The organism is Enterococcus sp. DIV1316a, from assembly GCF_050536915.1.
Taxonomy (GTDB): Bacteria; Bacillota; Bacilli; order Lactobacillales; family Enterococcaceae; genus Enterococcus; species Enterococcus faecalis.
Window position 1 is genome coordinate 678,986 of the sequence record NZ_CP172913.1, and the last position, 16,305, is coordinate 695,290.

Annotated in this window: 15 protein-coding genes; 8 read left to right on the forward strand and 7 right to left on the reverse strand. The window is 38.0% G+C overall.

The annotated features are described in order from the left end of the window. The first annotated feature begins 26 nt into the window (after window positions 1-26). The 3 genes from yajC to adhE all read left to right on the forward strand — a co-directional run bounded on the left by yajC (window position 27) and on the right by adhE (window position 3,747). Window positions 27-425, forward strand: coding sequence for a preprotein translocase subunit YajC (gene yajC / locus IGL56_RS03275; RefSeq protein ID WP_002383336.1), 399 nt, complete (start codon window positions 27-29; stop codon window positions 423-425). Window positions 426-686: 261 nt separating this feature from the next. Further along, window positions 687-992 (forward strand): post-transcriptional regulator, encoded by a 306-nt coding sequence (locus IGL56_RS03280; protein WP_002355774.1) that lies wholly within the window; start codon window positions 687-689, stop codon window positions 990-992. Window positions 993-1,149: 157 nt separating this feature from the next. Then, entirely contained in the window at window positions 1,150-3,747 is a 2,598-nt protein-coding gene (gene adhE / locus IGL56_RS03285) for a bifunctional acetaldehyde-CoA/alcohol dehydrogenase (protein ID WP_002388933.1), read from the forward strand. A 44-nt stretch (window positions 3,748-3,791) separates the two neighbouring features. On the opposite strand, the gene fni is transcribed toward adhE, so the two are convergent. From fni to IGL56_RS03315, 6 genes are all read right to left on the reverse strand, one after another. Continuing rightward, window positions 3,792-4,835, reverse strand: coding sequence for a type 2 isopentenyl-diphosphate Delta-isomerase (fni, locus tag IGL56_RS03290; protein WP_002381302.1), 1,044 nt, complete (start codon window positions 4,833-4,835; stop codon window positions 3,792-3,794). After that, complete coding sequence (locus IGL56_RS03295; RefSeq protein WP_002364717.1) at window positions 4,819-5,925, reverse strand: phosphomevalonate kinase; 1,107 nt, start codon at window positions 5,923-5,925, stop codon at window positions 4,819-4,821. Before IGL56_RS03295 ends, fni begins: the two co-directional genes overlap by 17 nt. 2 nt (window positions 5,926-5,927) lie before the next feature. Next, the gene (gene mvaD / locus IGL56_RS03300; protein WP_002355778.1) at window positions 5,928-6,923 is read right to left on the reverse strand and encodes a diphosphomevalonate decarboxylase; all 996 of its coding nucleotides are present in this window, start codon (window positions 6,921-6,923) and stop codon (window positions 5,928-5,930) included. Next, window positions 6,923-7,867, reverse strand: coding sequence for a mevalonate kinase (gene mvk / locus IGL56_RS03305; RefSeq protein ID WP_010815934.1), 945 nt, complete (start codon window positions 7,865-7,867; stop codon window positions 6,923-6,925). The genes mvaD and mvk overlap by 1 nt, the downstream gene beginning before the upstream one ends. Window positions 7,868-8,136: 269 nt before the next feature. Next, complete coding sequence (locus IGL56_RS03310) at window positions 8,137-8,772, reverse strand: pentapeptide repeat-containing protein (RefSeq protein WP_065813806.1); 636 nt, start codon at window positions 8,770-8,772, stop codon at window positions 8,137-8,139. Then, window positions 8,769-9,842: an FUSC family protein gene (locus IGL56_RS03315; protein ID WP_002355782.1), complete on the reverse strand. Its 1,074-nt coding sequence runs from the start codon at window positions 9,840-9,842 to the stop codon at window positions 8,769-8,771. The genes IGL56_RS03310 and IGL56_RS03315 overlap by 4 nt, the downstream gene beginning before the upstream one ends. Before the next feature lie 243 nt (window positions 9,843-10,085). Between IGL56_RS03315 and opp1A the strand changes: the two genes are divergently transcribed. Next, window positions 10,086-11,756 (forward strand): oligopeptide ABC transporter substrate-binding protein Opp1A, encoded by a 1,671-nt coding sequence (opp1A, locus tag IGL56_RS03320; RefSeq protein ID WP_429861291.1) that lies wholly within the window; start codon window positions 10,086-10,088, stop codon window positions 11,754-11,756. A 78-nt stretch (window positions 11,757-11,834) separates the two neighbouring features. On the opposite strand, the gene IGL56_RS03325 is transcribed toward opp1A, so the two are convergent. Continuing rightward, window positions 11,835-12,185, reverse strand: coding sequence for a DUF3899 domain-containing protein (locus tag IGL56_RS03325; RefSeq protein WP_002355784.1), 351 nt, complete (start codon window positions 12,183-12,185; stop codon window positions 11,835-11,837). Window positions 12,186-12,275: 90 nt separating this feature from the next. Here IGL56_RS03325 and opp1B point away from each other — a divergent pair, with 90 nt between their 5' ends. The 4 genes from opp1B to opp1F are packed head-to-tail and all read left to right on the forward strand — an operon-like array spanning window position 12,276 to window position 16,293. Continuing rightward, entirely contained in the window at window positions 12,276-13,217 is a 942-nt protein-coding gene (opp1B, locus tag IGL56_RS03330; protein ID WP_002381304.1) for an oligopeptide ABC transporter permease Opp1B, read from the forward strand. Next, the gene (gene opp1C, locus IGL56_RS03335; protein ID WP_002355787.1) at window positions 13,217-14,269 is read left to right on the forward strand and encodes an oligopeptide ABC transporter permease Opp1C; all 1,053 of its coding nucleotides are present in this window, start codon (window positions 13,217-13,219) and stop codon (window positions 14,267-14,269) included. Before opp1B ends, opp1C begins: the two co-directional genes overlap by 1 nt. Window positions 14,270-14,278: 9 nt before the next feature. Beyond that, window positions 14,279-15,337, forward strand: a complete 1,059-nt coding sequence (gene opp1D, locus IGL56_RS03340) for an oligopeptide ABC transporter ATP-binding protein Opp1D (RefSeq protein ID WP_002355794.1) — start codon at window positions 14,279-14,281, stop codon at window positions 15,335-15,337. After that, window positions 15,337-16,293: an oligopeptide ABC transporter ATP-binding protein Opp1F gene (gene opp1F / locus IGL56_RS03345; RefSeq protein WP_002355795.1), complete on the forward strand. Its 957-nt coding sequence runs from the start codon at window positions 15,337-15,339 to the stop codon at window positions 16,291-16,293. Before opp1D ends, opp1F begins: the two co-directional genes overlap by 1 nt. Window positions 16,294-16,305: the final 12 nt, after the last annotated feature.

Sequence of the window (16,305 nt, forward strand, 5' to 3'; positions counted from 1 at the left end):
TTTTGATACAGTTAGTAGTGTGAATAATGCAGAGTGAGGTGAAACAAATGGGTGGCGGATTTACAATGATTTTTACATTAGTCCTTTTAGGAGGAATGATGTTTTTCATGACACGTTCTCAAAAGAAACAACAGCAAGAACGTCAAAAACAACTAAACGCAATGAAAACTGGCGATAGTGTTGTCACAATTGGTGGTTTACATGGTGTTTTAAGTGAAATCAACGAAAAAACAGTTTTAATCGATTGCGAAGGTATTGTCTTAGAATTTGACCGTGCAGCAATTCGAACTGTAACACCTGGAACTGCCGTTACAAATGATTCAGCAGTAACTAGTGTACCAGTCACAGAAGTTGAAGAGACAGTCACAGAAGAAGTAACTGAAGTTCCTGAAACATCAGATCCTTCAAAAGAAAAGAAAGACTAAACGATTCAACTAATTCATTTAATGGTTAAAGAGAGCGGAACAGGCTTTTCAAAGGCGAAACTGTGACCAGTAGTCACACGAGAAAGCCAATAAGAAGAGATAATTCCTATTCCGCTCGTGTCGTTTATCTTAAAATGTAGGACTAGGAAGGTAGGTCATTTGGACTTACGTCCTAAGTCCTTTTTAACTATTAAGTTTACAAAAAAGGTTCCTTTTTATAGTGTTGGAAGATAGTTAAAAAGTGATCAATCTTTCGCTTGGTTGGAAGGAGAAGAGCCCATGACAAAGGAAAAATTAAGTTGGTTACAACAAAAAATGCTCAATAAAAGTATTAAAAAGAAGTGCCAAAATTTTCGTGAACTAGGTTATTCTTCCATCAACGAAGAAGATTTATTGACTTATTTACTCACCTATCGTTGGAAAAAACAAACCCATTTATCTGTCAAAGACTGTCGTAAAGACATTCAGAAGGTTAAGCCGAATGAATTTTTTGACTATCAACAATTATTGGCACAGACATCAAAAAATCCTTTAAGGGACTGGCATGATATTGAAGACTTATTCTAGAAAAAAGAATAGGTCTTTTTTTTTTGAGATAAAAAAAATTATAAATAGTTGTGAAAAATATCACAAAAACTATTTACAAGATTCATTTTATATTGTATGATGTGAATGTGAAATAGTTAACAAAGTTTTTTAAAATGAAACTCTTAGGAGGATGAACATGGTTAAAACAGTAAAAAAAGAAAAGACAGAAACAGTTGATGTTTCATCAATGATTGATGAATTAGCAACAAAAGCGAATGTCGCTTTAAAAGCAATGGAAGATTTTACACAAGAACAAGTAGATCACATTGTCCATCAAATGGCGATGGCGGCGTTAGACCAACATATGCCTTTAGCAAAAATGGCTGTCGAAGAAACTGGCCGTGGAATCTATGAAGATAAAGCAATCAAAAATATGTATGCATCTGAATACATTTGGAATAATATTAAACATGATAAAACAGTGGGTGTAATTAACAAAGACGAACAAACCGGCTTAATGGAAATTGCTGAGCCAGTTGGCGTGGTATGTGGGGTCACACCAACAACGAACCCAACGTCAACAACTATTTTTAAATCACTAATTGCCTTAAAAACAAGAAATCCAATTGTTTTTGCTTTCCATCCTAGCGCACAAAAATGTTCGGCAGAAGCGGCACGTATTGTACGGGATGCGGCGATTGCAGCAGGTGCACCAGAAAATTGTATTCAATGGATTGAACAACCATCGATTGATGCAACATCTGCTTTGATGAATCATCCAGGGATTGCCATTGTTTTAGCAACTGGTGGCGCAGGCATGGTAAAATCTGCGTACTCAACAGGTAAACCAGCACTAGGCGTTGGTCCTGGGAACGTACCAGCTTATATTGAAAAAACGGCTAAAGTAAAACGTGCGGTTAATGATTTAATTGTTTCAAAATCATTTGATAATGGAATGATTTGTGCTTCTGAGCAAGCGGTCATTGTGGATAAAGAAATTTATGCTTCTGTCAAAGCTGAGTTTGAAGCACATAACGTTTACTTCGTGAAACCGAATGAATTACAAAAACTAGAAGATGCAGTGATGAATGAAGGCAAATACGCAGTAAATCCAGCGATTGTCGGTAACTCTGCAGAAAAAATTGCTGAATTAGCAGGAATTAGCGTACCAAAAGGCACAAAAATTTTAGTCGCTGAATTAGAAGGTGCAGGTCCAGAATATCCATTATCAAGAGAAAAATTATCGCCAGTTTTAGCAATGATGAAATCAAACAATGCAGAGCATGCTTTTGAACTATGTGAAGCGATGTTAAACTTAGGTGGTTTAGGACATACAGCAGTAATTCATACAGAAGATGAAGAGTTACAAGTTGCTTTTGGTTTACGTATGAAAGCTTGTCGTATTTTAGTGAATACTCCATCAGCAGAAGGCGGTATCGGTAACATTTATAACGAAATGATTCCATCTTTAACACTTGGTTGTGGTTCATACGGGAAAAACTCTGTTTCTAAAAACGTATCAGCCATTAACTTAATTAATATTAAAACGGTAGCGAAACGGAGAAATAATATGCAATGGTTTAAATTACCTCCAAAAATTTTCTTTGAAAAAAATTCTTTACAATATCTACAAAAAATGGAAAATGTTGAACGTGTCATGTTAGTTTGTGACCCAGGTATGGTTCAATTTGGCTATGCAGATATCGTACGTAAAGAGCTACAAAAACGTAAAAATGATGTGAAAATCGAAGTATTTTCTGATGTTGAACCAAACCCATCAACAAATACTGTTTATGCAGGTACCAAAATGATGGTTGATTTCCAACCAGATACAGTGATTGCCTTGGGTGGCGGTTCTGCAATGGACGCGGCGAAAGGCATGTGGATGTTCTATGAACACCCAGATACAGAGTTCTTTGGTGCAAAACAAAAATTCTTAGATATCCGCAAACGGACATATAAAATTGCCAAACCAGAAAAAACACAATTTGTTTGTATCCCAACTACTTCAGGAACTGGTTCAGAAGTTACACCATTTGCCGTTATTACTGATAGTGAAACACACGTGAAATATCCGTTAGCAGACTATGCGTTAACACCAGATGTAGCGATTGTTGATCCACAGTTCGTAATGTCTGTGCCAGCTTCAGTCACTGCAGATACAGGTATGGATGTTTTAACACATGCTATTGAATCTTATGTTTCCGTGATGGCTTCAGATTACACACGTGGTTTAAGTTTACAAGCAATCAAGTTAGTTTTCGATCATTTAGAAAATTCAGTGAAACGTCCAGATATGGAATCTCGCGAAAAAATGCATAATGCATCAACCATGGCAGGGATGGCATTTGCCAATGCATTCTTAGGTATTTGTCACTCTATTGCTCATAAAATTGGTGGGGAATATGGCATTCCACATGGTCGTACAAATGCGATTTTATTACCACATATTATTCGTTACAATGCGAAAGATCCATCAAAACACGCAATGTTCCCTAAATATGATTACTTCCGCGCCGATACTGATTATGCAGACATTGCAAAATTCTTAGGCTTAAAAGGAAATACTACCGCAGAATTAGTAGAAGCTTTAGCAACAGCAGTAGCAGACTTAGGTAAATCAGTCGGAATTGACATGAACTTGAAAGCCCAAGGTGTCTCACAAGAAACATTAGACACAACGGTTGATCGTATGGCAGAACTTGCATATGAAGACCAATGTACAACTGCAAATCCGAAAGAACCATTAATTAGTGAACTAAAACAAATTATCTTAGATGCTTATGTAGGATAAAAGAACTCAAATAAAGAGACCAGAACATTAATGTTCTGGTCTCTTTAACGTTTTGCGAAAACAGTGCTGTCGATACCACGGTTATGACACCAATTAACTAAAACTGGATCGAGGATAAGTGCGGTACTCGTCAATTCTTCTGTCGTCTTTTTTCCTAAAAGAGTATAAAGCATTTTCACTTCTTCTTGCCATTGCTGTACAAGGGCTAAGGTATTTTCTAAACCATTTTTACTCATAAGGGAAGCTAAGATAGTCCCAGCAACTCCCATGCTTTTGGCACCTAAAGCGAGTCCTTTGACAATATCAAGAGAGTTACGCACACCGCCAGAGCCGAGAATAGTTAGTTTCTTTTGCCAATTTTGTGATTCCAGAAGAGAGATGACCGTTGATTGCCCCCAATCATCTAAGAAAGAAAGTTCTCGTTTCTTCCGCCGGGCATTTTCAATTTGTGTAAAACTCGTTCCGCCTTGGCCGCTCACATCCGCTGCTTGAACGCCGATAGAGGTAAGTTTTTCTAAGGTTTCTTGGCTCATGCCAAAGCCAACCTCTTTGACAATGACAGGCACTTCTACGGCCTGTACGATAGCTTCAATCTTGGTTAGCCAATTAGTGAAATCACGATCTCCTTCAGGCATGACCAATTCTTGGGGCACATTTACATGGATTTGTAAGGCATTCGCTTGAAATAAATCAAGCGCTCGCTTTGCTTCTTCCACACCCAAGCCTGCACCAATATTGGCAAAAATGAGTCCATCTGGGTTTTCTTTTCGCATAATTTGATACGTATCCGCTAAACTAGCATCTTTTAACGCTGCCGAGACAGATCCTGTCGCAACTAAAAGGCCAGTTTCTTTGGCAATAATGCCTAATTGCTGATTAATTTCTTTTGCACGCTGACTACCACCTGTCATTGCATTGACATAAAAAGGTTGGGGAAGCTGAAAAGAAAGAAACGAAGTGGAAATATCCACTTCGTTAACAGCGGATTCAGCAAACGATTGGTGAACAAAACGCACACGATCAAAGTCATTACTTTTTTCTTTGTGGAACGCTTTAGCTAATGATAGATGTTCATCTTTTCGATTCATGCTTCTCCTTACACTCCTTTTGACCATAGGTATAGACGTGAAGTGGCAGTGGGGTAATTCCGTCTTTTTCCCAAGCAGTCATTAATGGTAAAATCCCAGATTTTTGGCGGAAAATTACAATCCCACAATCGCCCCCGCCAGCGCCAGAAGATTTCGCAGCTCCTGTATAAGATTCAGCCAAATCACAAAGATTTTTCAAGGCTTCTGTTTCGATTACCACACCAGTCAGTGAAGATAATTCGGCGAGCAATTGGCGATTTTTAGTAATTTGTTTTTGAATAACAGAAATTTTTCCTGTGTTAAAGCCATTAATCATTGTTTCGACACAAAGCCGACTTTTCATTAAGAACTGCTCATAAGCCGCTTGTTTTTCTTCTTTTGATTGATGAACTCGATCAACTAAGTCTGAAGTGGACGCAGGACTACCTGTCCAACCAATTAGTAAACGTAGTTGTTTCGGTACTTTTAACGGAAAAATCATTAATTCAGGCCAGTCCATTGCTAACAAATCAGTTAATGTTTCAGTGGTTACTTTTTGATTGACCCAATCATGATCGAAGGTTGAAAAGGCAATCCAGCCCCCGTAACAGCTGGCGGCGATATCTCCGCAAGAACCATTTCCTTGAACGGCTAAGTGAGCTAATGCTGATAATTTGAAAATTTCCTCATTTTCCAAACCTAAGTCATAAAAAATATTCAAGGCTTTGACAGTTCCAACGGTTACTGCACCGCTTGAACCAAGACCATATTTTCGTCCATTTGAACTATCTAATTCACTCGTCACTTTTAAATGATAAAATGACAATTCTTTGTTTTGCTCTTGCGCATATTTTTCAGTTAGATGAATCGCCGCTAGAACATAATGAAAAGGATTTTCGCGAATATCTAATACGAGCTCACCATTTCGGCGTGTCCAACGAATAGGTAAAGAGCTGTATTGTGCAGATTGAATACTGCCTTCATCTGTTGTTTCTTCGACAGTTACAGTTACGAATTGATCCACAGCAACGATAATGGCAGGGTGGCCAGGTTCAACAACGGCATATTCTCCTGCAATAAATAACTTTCCTGGCGTAGTAACTTCAATCATGCTTATTTATCCATTCCTTTCGTTTCAAACAATTCAATTCCGGGACCAGCAAAAGCTGGGACTAACTGCTCTTTTGAAAAATGTTCACTTAAAAATGTTTTTAATGCTTCTAAGTTTTTCTTTTCGACTAAAACCTTGACATTCGGACCTGCATCCATTGTAAAGTAGCAAGGAATTCCTTTGGCCCGTGCTTGGCGAACTAAAGCCATCGCTTGTAAGCTGCCTGGGGACCAGTAAGTAAATGGAGGGACAGCGCCTAAGGTGGTTCCATGCATCCTTAACCCATTGGCTTCAATGATTTCTCCTAAACGAGGGAAGTCTTTTGTTTTAATTGCTTCATGAACTTGGGATAAATCTTTTTCCACATTGTCCAACCAACCTTGATAAAAGCTAGAAGTTTCTACTGTTCGTTTCATTCCATCACGGCTGGAAACATCTTTTTCGCCATCATTAATTAAGATAAAGAGCATGGCCAATTCGTTTTCCCAATTATTAGCTGGAATATTTTCAGCAAACGACGTTTCATCAGAGTGGCCTTTGTTCCATTGAGCAAAACCACCAAAAATACTACGACAAGCAGAACCTGAACCACGTCGCGCTAAACGTGATAAGTCTTTTGCTGAAAGATTTAATCCTAAGGCTACGTTACAGGCCCCTGCTAAAGCAGCTAGACCACTCGCTGAAGAAGCCAAACCGGCTGCAGTAGGCACAAAATTTTGACTTTCCACTTTTGCAAACCAAGTACAATCGGCTTGTTGACGAACAAGGTTCAAAAATTCTTTGACTTTTTTTGTTTGTTTTTCGTTTTGCAAGATACCATCTAAAATAAATACATCTTCTGAATAATGGGCATCAAATGTCACAGTTGTTTCTGTGTAAAAGGCATCTAATGTTAATGATAAACTACTATTCATTGGTAAAATGTATTCTTCATTGGCTTTTCCCCAATATTTAATCAGAGCAATATTTGTATGCGCTCGTGCTTTTCCTGAAAGCATTACTTTTTCACCTCTAATGATTGAATCCATGTAGTAACAGCTCCATTTTCTTCTAAAGTCTGTGCAATGGTTTGTGCGGTCTTTTTATTATCTGTTAAGGCAATCATACAGCCACCGCGACCGCCGCCGGTTAATTTTGCTCCTAGAGCGCCATGTTCTAGAGAGAGAGCCACTAGTCGATCCAGCATATCGTTGCTGACGGTTAATTGCTGGAGTTGCTCTTGCGCTAACGTCATTAGCTGACCTAATTTTTGTTTATCATCTTGTAAAATTGCCTGCTTCGCTTCTTTAGTAAAAGAACCTAATTGTTTCATTGTTTCAGCGATTGCTGTGGGATTATTTTGAGCTAGCTGCGCAATGTCTTTCACTGCTTCACGTGTTTGACCTTTAATTCCCGTATCAGCTACTACTAAGTAGGCATTAGATAAATTCATCGAGAAATGTGTGGGCGGAAATCCTCTAGTAAAAAATAAGGGATCAGCGCCGCTTGTTGCTGCGGCATCGATACCACTAGGATTGCCATGAGCAATTTTCTCACTTAAGGAAACAAGCTCAAACAATTCTTGATATGTATAAGCGTAATCAAAATAATCAAAAAGGCTTCGAACGATGGCCACAGCGGTTGCTGCGCTTGAGCCCATTCCTCGTTCAGCGGGAATCGTACTTGTTAAGGTCAAAGTGCCTTTAAATGTATCTTCCTTTAAAAAATGTAAGGTTTGCTGAACAACTTCCTTGATATTTGCTAGCTCTTGGGGCACGTCTTCAAGCGATCCTGTAAAATATGCACAATCAATCTGCATAGTTTTTGCTGGGGTAAAGACGGCTGTGATTTCTGTCGCTTGAAAAGGAAAGGCGATTGCTGGTTCGCCGTAAACAACGGCGTGTTCCCCCATTAAAATGATTTTTCCCGTCGCTTGACCGAGGCCTTGTTTTTTTATATTCATTCACTGACATTCCTTTTGAGTAGAATCGAGTATAGGACAAAAGACGTTATTGGATTAGAAGAACGTTTGTCATAATCTCTTCATGATTTATAGGAAATGATTCCAAAAGTTTCTCTTGTTCCAAAAAAAGAGATTGCTTAACCTAAGATAGTTTACCTAAAAATAAGGCACAAGTAAAATGGTTCCGTTGGTTTTTCCAAAAAATTAATAACAATTTAATAAGAAAGAACCGACAGAACCAGTTATTCGGCTATTTTTTTAAAATTTTATTAGGTAATCACCAAACCAAGGGCACTTGCCAAATAAATGGCTTGTTCAGGGGTGACTTTAAGACCAGATAAATAGTTTGGTGAGAAAGTCAAGCGTTCAAAGGTGTTTTTGGAAAAATCCAATCCTTTTAAAGAAGTATTTAGCCAATTACTTTCGGTTAAATCGCAAGCTTCTAGAAGGAGTTTCTTCCAGGTGACCTCGAAAAATTCACTTTCGACTAAACGAGTCTGATTAAAGTGAACAAGATTAAAATTTGCAAAACGAAAAGAAGCATAATCGGCTTTGCAATCCTCAAATAGACAATCTTTTAAATAGCTATCTGCAAAATTCGTTCCTGTCAAATTGCAACGAAGGAAAGTCACTCGATGAAAACTGCCAGACAGCCATTCGACGTTAGAAAAATCGCAAGCTTCAAAACGCACATTACTACAATCAAAAGAAGCAAACTGGCCATTTGCTAATGAAAGATGATCGAAAACAGCATCCCGAAAGACTAAGTTACGAACTTCTTGATTCGGTAAATCAATCTGCTGATACAAATGATTTTCTAAGATTGCCTCATCTTCTAATTGACAGTTCGTTAATAGAGGAAGTTGTTCTGGTAGATTTGGTGGCAAGGGATAAGTTATTTTCATAAAACGCCTCTTTCTTCTTGTTGATTTTCAAAGGTTTCATCAATTGAGTAGGCCCGATTATAGAAACGTAGCGCAGTTGTGAAAACATAAGCGCCGGCAAAACCAAGTAAACTACCTAACACAATCCCGACTAATCGATAGTTTAAAAGATTACTAATGACTTGCTGTCGTGCAAGATTTGATAATAATAAGGACATCGGGGTAATAAAAAAGCTGGCAATCGCATAGTTTCTGTTAATGAATCCTTCAAAAGCTGCATATAGAATACTAATGATACCGATTGTTTGTAAAGGTGTAAAGGGAATCATTAATAAAATTGCAGAAAGCAACAAACCGAGACTCGTACCTAGAATCCGTTGCACATTTCGCTGCATCACAGAATGTAAATTTTCCCCTTGTAAAATGGCTGCGCAAGTAAACGTCATCCAATAAGCGTTGACTAAATGAAGCGATTGACTTAAATAAGCCGCTAAAAATAAAATGGCCGCATAATGCAAAGCATCTAATAAAGAAGCGGGATCAATATAAAGTCGTTCTTGAAGAGACATCCGTTTTTGAAAAACGTAGGGGCGCTTGTCGATGAAATGAAGCACAATGCCCATGATAATGCCGGTCACTACTCCTAAAAGAACAAAACTGGCCATGATGGGAATCTTATGTAAAGGAAAATTGTTGCTTGTTCCCATTGCGGTTGACATGATAACTAACAAAGCACCAGGCTTCTCAATGCCATACAATCTAAAAAGTAAGCGTGCAAGAAAAGCGACGATGGCAATTGTAATGGGAATCAACCAAGGTACATGGTGACTTAGCATTCCTAAGCTGTTGCCCAGAACAATAAAAAAGCCAACAATATTCAGTCTGCGCAATAATTGAGGCAAAGGAAGCGGCTGATAATAAATAAACGTATAAATGCCCATCGAGCCAAAGGTCCCAATGAGTAAATTATTGGAAAAATAACCAATTAATAATGGAATTGCCATACAAATTGCGACACCAACTAACCGAAATAATTCGTCATTTGCTTTATCAATAGCAAACAAATCCTTTAAAAACGTAGAATTTTTCATATTTTGTCACTCCTTTACTTCCTAATTTACCATAATGTTTAGAAAACTGACAAAAGAATTGCAATAAAAGACAGGAAGAAAAAGAGGGGTTTCTGATAGGAAGAGAAGAAAAATTAAAAAAAGTTAACATTTTGACTTGCAATTTTAATATGAAAAATGTAAGATATATTCCATAGCAATAAATAATTATTAAATTCTGATTTTTCAGAAAATACAGATTGTATTATTTTAGGAGGCAACACTATGAAATTGAAAAAGTCATTAACATTCGGTGTGATTACATTATTTAGCGTAACAACTTTAGCGGCTTGTGGAGGCGGCGGAACGTCAGATAGCTCAAGTGCGTCTGGTGGCGGTAAGGCAAGTGGCGAACAAGTTTTACGTGTCACAGAACAACAAGAAATGCCAACAGCTGATTTATCACTAGCAACAGACAGAATTAGTTTTATTGCATTAAATAATGTATATGAAGGAATTTATCGTTTAGACAAAGATAACAAAGTCCAACCTGCAGGTGCAGCGGAAAAAGCAGAAGTTTCTGAAGATGGACTAACATACAAAATTAAATTAAATAAAGATGCAAAATGGTCAGACGGTAAACCAGTGACTGCTAATGACTATGTTTACGGATGGCAACGAACAGTTGATCCAGCGACAGCTTCTGAATATGCTTATCTGTATGCCTCTGTAAAAAATGGTGATGCCATTGCTAAAGGGGAAAAAGATAAATCAGAATTAGGAATTAAAGCAGTCAGTGATACAGAATTAGAAATCACTTTAGAAAAAGCAACACCATACTTTGATTACTTATTAGCTTTCCCATCATTCTTCCCACAACGTCAAGATATTGTGGAAAAATATGGTAAAAATTATGCATCAAACAGCGAAAGTGCTGTCTACAATGGTCCATTCGTCTTAGACGGCTTTGATGGTCCTGGTACAGATACAAAATGGTCATTCAAGAAAAACGATCAATATTGGGATAAAGACACAGTGAAACTGGACTCAGTAGATGTGAATGTCGTGAAAGAATCACCAACCGCGTTGAACTTGTTCCAAGATGGACAAACAGACGATGTCGTTCTTTCTGGTGAATTAGCCCAACAAATGGCCAATGACCCATCTTTTGTTAGTCAAAAAGAAGCATCAACACAATATATGGAACTAAATCAACGTGATGAAAAATCACCATTTAGAAATGCGAACTTACGTAAAGCAATTTCTTACTCAATCGACCGTAAAGCGTTAGTTGAATCAATCTTAGGGGATGGTTCTATCGAGCCAAACGGTTTAGTACCAGCAGATATGGCAAAAGACCCAAGTGGCGGCAAAGACTTTGCTAAAGAAGCAGGTAGTCAAATTGAATATGATACGAAAAAAGCTAAAGAATACTGGGAAAAAGCGAAAAAAGAATTGGGGATTTCAACCTTAACAATGGATATTCTTTCTTCAGATGCAGATTCTTCTAAGAAAACAGTTGAATTTGTTCAAGGGTCAATTCAAGATGCTTTAGATGGTGTGAAGGTAACGGTTAGTCCGGTTCCATTCTCCGTTCGTTTAGATCGTTCAAACAAAGGCGACTTTGATGCAGTAATCGGTGGTTGGAGTGCTGACTATGCTGATCCAAGTAGTTTCTTAGACTTATTTGCTTCAGATAACTCATATAACCGTGGACGTTATAACAATCCAGAGTTTGACAAGTTCGTGAAAGCTGCAAGTAGTGCAGATGCGACAGATCCTGAAAAACGTTGGGATGATATGTTAAATGCAGAGAAAACGATTATGGGAGACATGGGTGTGGTACCATTATTCCAAAAATCAGAAGCGCATTTACGTGCTGAAAAAGTCAAAGATGTCGCAGTTCATCCTGCTGGCGCAACGTATGACTACAAATGGGCATACATTTCAGAATAACCTGACAAAAGATCGATAGCAAACAAAAAAGGACCTTTGCCATGGAATAAAAGGCAACGGTCCTCTTGCTATCTTGTCTTAGACCAAGTAAAATAGTAGAAAGCCTAAAGACAGAATCAGTAAGATGCCCCCAGTTTTTAGCCAGAAAGAGCGATGTGCATCGCCAATGACTGAAAGCGGGATAAACTCTTTCGGTTCATTTTTCTTTTTAAAACGAAACGCGTTTTTCATTGAGCGCTGAAAGTTATCGAAAAAGCCAGAGGACATAATCCATAAAGCAATGCCGATAATTAAAAAGAAAAGCGAAACGATAAAGAAGGTATCTGATAATGAGGAGGTAGTGATAGGTTCTTTACTTATTAATAAGTAAAGAAAAATGCCGATACTGGAAATAACGGCTGTAATAATTGGCCATTTAAAAGTTTTCATGTGTTCACCCTATCTATTATTGTGGTCTATCTAGTCATTACTTTAACGAAAATAACTGAGGAAGTCAAAAAAATCTCGGAGGTGTCATTATTGAATAGTTTTGGAAAATATTTTCTTAAACGGATCTTTTTCATGATTATCACTTTGTGGTTAATCGCAACGATTACGTTTTTCTTAATGCAATTATTACCAGGTACGCCTTATACCAACCAAGAAAAACTTAGTCCAGAAACAATCGCTATGTTGAATAAACAATCTGGCTTAGATAAACCAGTGATTGTTCAATACGGAATTTACTTAAAGAACCTGGTAACAGGAGACTTTGGTATTTCATTCCAATTTAAAAACCAACCTGTTGCTAAGTTATTAGCTGGTCGAATTGGGCCGTCCCTTCAACTGGGTGGACAAGCGATTATCTTTGGTACGTTAGTCGGTATTTTATTGGGGATTATCGCAGCGATGCGTCAAAATACTTGGGTAGATACGTTGGCAACATTGTTAGCCATTTTAGGTCGTTCTATTCCAAACTTTGTTTTCGCGGTATTATTACAATACATTTTTGCAATGAAATTAAGAATCTTACCAATTGCTATGTGGAATGGTTTTGCCTACACAATCTTGCCAACTATTGCCTTGGCAATGAGTCCAATGGCCGATTCGGCTAGGTTTATTCGAACCGAGATGGTAGAGGTCTTGCATAGTGATTATGTCGAATTAGCCAAAGCAAAAGGCTTGAGTCGCTGGCAAGTTGCATTCCGCCACGGGTTAAGAAACAGTTTAATTCCATTGATTACCTTATTAGGACCTTTAGCCGTTGGTTTAATGACAGGTTCTTTAGTAGTAGAAAATATTTTTGCCATCCCTGGAATTGGGGAACAGTTTGTAAAATCAATTATGACAAACGACTATCCAACAATTATGGCAGTAACTATTTTGTATTCAACAATGTTAGTTGTTGTAATTCTGATTGTTGATTTACTTTATGGTTTAATTGATCCAAGAATTCGCGTATCAGGAGGTGCAAAAGGCTAATGGAAACAGTCAATAAAAATAATCTACCACAAGCGATTAAAGATATTCCGGCAGATGAGTTTCAGCCTCTAAACACTTCAACTCTAAAAGAAAGAGAGCGTATTGCCACACCGTCTTTAAGTTTCTTACAAGACTCATGGCGTCGTTTGAAAAAGAATAAAGCTGCAGTTATCTCAATGAGTTTCTTAGCAGTTATTATCTTTATCTCTATTATTACCATTTGGGTTTCACCACATAACCCAACGAAACAAAATGTTTCTTACATTAACTTACCACCACGAATTCCTGGCTTGGAAAGCGTGAATGGTTTAAATGGTAAAACAACAGTTGCTGGTCAATTAGTTGATAAATATGCACAAGCAAACGTTCCAGATAACGTAAACTTTTATCTAGGAACAGATGGTTTAGGTCGTGATGTCCTAAGTCGTTTATTTATGGGAACACGTATTTCCTTATTAATTGCGTTTATCGCGGCAATTCTAGATATTACGATTGGGGTAACGTATGGACTGATTTCCGGGTTAGTCGGCGGTCGTGTCGATACAGTGATGCAACGTATTTTAGAAGTTCTTTCTGGTATTCCTAACTTAGTTGTTATGATCTTGATGCTAACAGTCTTTGATCCAGGGATTGTTTCGATTGTTTTAGCCATGGTTATTACAAACTGGATATCAATGGCCAGGATTGTGCGAGCCCAGACCATGAAACTAAAAGACCAAGAGTTTGTCATGGCAGCAGAAACATTGGGCGAATCTCGTTGGAAAATTGCTATTAAACATATTTTACCGAATATCTCAAGTGTCATTATTGTCCAAATGATGTTCAGTATCCCATCGGCAATTTTCTTTGAAGCGTTCCTAAGTTTTATTGGGTTAGGCTTACGTCCACCAACCGCATCTTTAGGAACCTTGTTAAACGAAGGATACAAAACTTTCCGTTTCCTTCCATATTTAATGTGGATTCCAGCGGCAACACTTTCAGTTATCATGATTTGTTTCAACTTGTTAGCTGATGGTTTACGTGACGCATTTGATCCTAAGATGAAAGAGTAAGAGTGGTGAATGACTATGGAAAAAGTATTAGAAGTTAAAGACTTAAGAATCTCCTTTGATACATTTGCAGGTAAAGTCAACGCCATTCGTGGTGTGAGTTTTGATCTTTATAAAGGTGAAACGTTAGCCATCGTAGGTGAATCAGGGAGTGGTAAATCTGTTACAACTCGCAGTATTATGCGTTTGTTGAGCAGTAATGCCAATATTGATAACGGGGAAATTTTGTTTAAAGGGCAAGATATTGTTCATAAAACAGAAAAACAAATGCAAGCCATTCGTGGTAAAGAAATCGCAATGATTTTCCAAGATCCGATGACTTCATTAGACCCAACGATGCCAATTGGCAAACAAGTGGCGGAATCATTAATCAAACATAATAAAGTCTCAAAAAAAGAAGGCTTAGCGCAAGCATTAGAATTACTAAAATTAGTCGGCATTCCTAATGCTGAAAAACGTTTGAAAAACTATCCACACCAATTTTCTGGTGGACAACGTCAACGGATTGTCATTGCAATTGCTTTAATTTGTTATCCAGAAGTTCTAATTGCAGATGAACCAACTACAGCGTTGGATGTAACCATCCAAGCACAAATTTTAGAGTTATTAAAAGATTTACAAGAAAAAATTAGCACTTCGATTATTTTCATTACCCATGATTTAGGGGTAGTAGCAAACGTGGCTGACCGTGTCGCTGTCATGTACGGTGGACGTCTGGTTGAAGTGGGAACAGCAGAAGAAATTTTCTATAATCCACAACATCCATATACTTGGGGACTTTTAGGGTCAATGCCAACGATGGAAGGAACAGAAGACAAACTTTATGCGATTCCAGGTTCACCTCCAGATTTATTAGATCCACCAACTGGAGATGCCTTCTATCCACGGAATGAGTTTGCTTTAAAAATTGATACAGAAAAAGAACCACCTTATTTTGAAGTATCACCAACCCACAAAGCAGCAACGTGGTTATTAGCACCACAAGCACCAAAAGTTACGCCTCCAGCAGAGATTGTTCGTCGTTGGGCAATTTATGCAGAGCGTCAAAAAAATCCAGGAGGTAGTAATTAATGGCAGAAGAGAAAAAAGTCCTATTAGAAGTCACTGGTTTGAAACAGTATTTCAATGTTGGTCGTAAAGACGAAGTAAAAGCCATTGATGACATTAGTTTTCATATTTATGAAGGCGAAACCTTTGGATTAGTTGGCGAATCAGGAAGTGGAAAATCAACAACTGGTCGCAGTGTCATTCGTTTATATGATCCAACTGCTGGTGAAATTCTTTTCGATGGAAAAGACATTAGCAAAATTAAATCAAAAGCGGACATGCAAGCATTCCGTCGCGATGTTCAAATGATCTTCCAAGATCCATATGCTTCATTGAATCCAAGAATGAAAGTCAATGATATTATTGCTGAAGGAATCGATGTCAATGGATTAGCTAAAACACCAAAAGAGCGGGAAGAAAAAGTCAATGAACTTTTAAAAACGGTGGGATTAAATCCAAGTCACAGTACGCGTTATCCTCATGAGTTTTCTGGTGGGCAACGTCAACGGATCGGGATTGCTCGTGCTTTAGCGGTTAATCCACGTTTCATTATCTGTGATGAGCCAATTTCGGCTTTGGATGTGTCGATTCAAGCCCAAGTAGTAAACTTATTACAAGATTTACAAAAAGAACAAGGCTTAACTTACTTGTTTATCGCACATGACTTATCGATGGTAAAACATATCAGTGACCGAATTGGCGTAATGCACAGTGGGAAATTATTGGAAATGGGCACAAGTGATGATGTCTATAATTTCGGCGTTCATCCTTATACAGAAAGTTTGCTTTCTGCGATTCCATTACCAGATCCAGACTATGAACGCACACGTAAACGGATCGTTTACCAGCCTGCAGCGGCAGATGGGAAAGATCGTGAGCTCCGTGAAATTCTCAATGGACACTATGTTTATTGTGCTGAAGACGAAGTTGCAATGTACCGTGAAAAAATTGAAGAGAAGAAAAGAAAAGCTGGTTTATAACCAGCTTCTTTT

Excerpts from the sequence above, each read along its gene's own strand:
- opp1A (WP_429861291.1), top strand. The coding sequence starts at position 10,086 with ATGAAATTGAAAAAGTCATTAACATTCGGTGTGATTACATTATTTAGC.
- mvk (WP_010815934.1), bottom strand. The coding sequence starts at position 7,867 with ATGAATATAAAAAAACAAGGCCTCGGTCAAGCGACGGGAAAAATCATT.
- yajC (WP_002383336.1), top strand. The coding sequence starts at position 27 with ATGCAGAGTGAGGTGAAACAAATGGGTGGCGGATTTACAATGATTTTT.
- IGL56_RS03310 (WP_065813806.1), bottom strand. The coding sequence starts at position 8,772 with ATGAAAATAACTTATCCCTTGCCACCAAATCTACCAGAACAACTTCCT.
- opp1C (WP_002355787.1), top strand. The coding sequence starts at position 13,217 with ATGGAAACAGTCAATAAAAATAATCTACCACAAGCGATTAAAGATATT.
- mvaD (WP_002355778.1), bottom strand. The coding sequence starts at position 6,923 with ATGCTTTCAGGAAAAGCACGAGCGCATACAAATATTGCTCTGATTAAA.
- IGL56_RS03315 (WP_002355782.1), bottom strand. The coding sequence starts at position 9,842 with ATGAAAAATTCTACGTTTTTAAAGGATTTGTTTGCTATTGATAAAGCA.
- IGL56_RS03325 (WP_002355784.1), bottom strand. The coding sequence starts at position 12,185 with ATGAAAACTTTTAAATGGCCAATTATTACAGCCGTTATTTCCAGTATC.
- adhE (WP_002388933.1), top strand. The coding sequence starts at position 1,150 with ATGGTTAAAACAGTAAAAAAAGAAAAGACAGAAACAGTTGATGTTTCA.
- opp1D (WP_002355794.1), top strand. The coding sequence starts at position 14,279 with ATGACTATGGAAAAAGTATTAGAAGTTAAAGACTTAAGAATCTCCTTT.
- opp1F (WP_002355795.1), top strand. The coding sequence starts at position 15,337 with ATGGCAGAAGAGAAAAAAGTCCTATTAGAAGTCACTGGTTTGAAACAG.
- IGL56_RS03295 (WP_002364717.1), bottom strand. The coding sequence starts at position 5,925 with ATGATTGAAGTTACTACGCCAGGAAAGTTATTTATTGCAGGAGAATAT.
- fni (WP_002381302.1), bottom strand. The coding sequence starts at position 4,835 with ATGAATCGAAAAGATGAACATCTATCATTAGCTAAAGCGTTCCACAAA.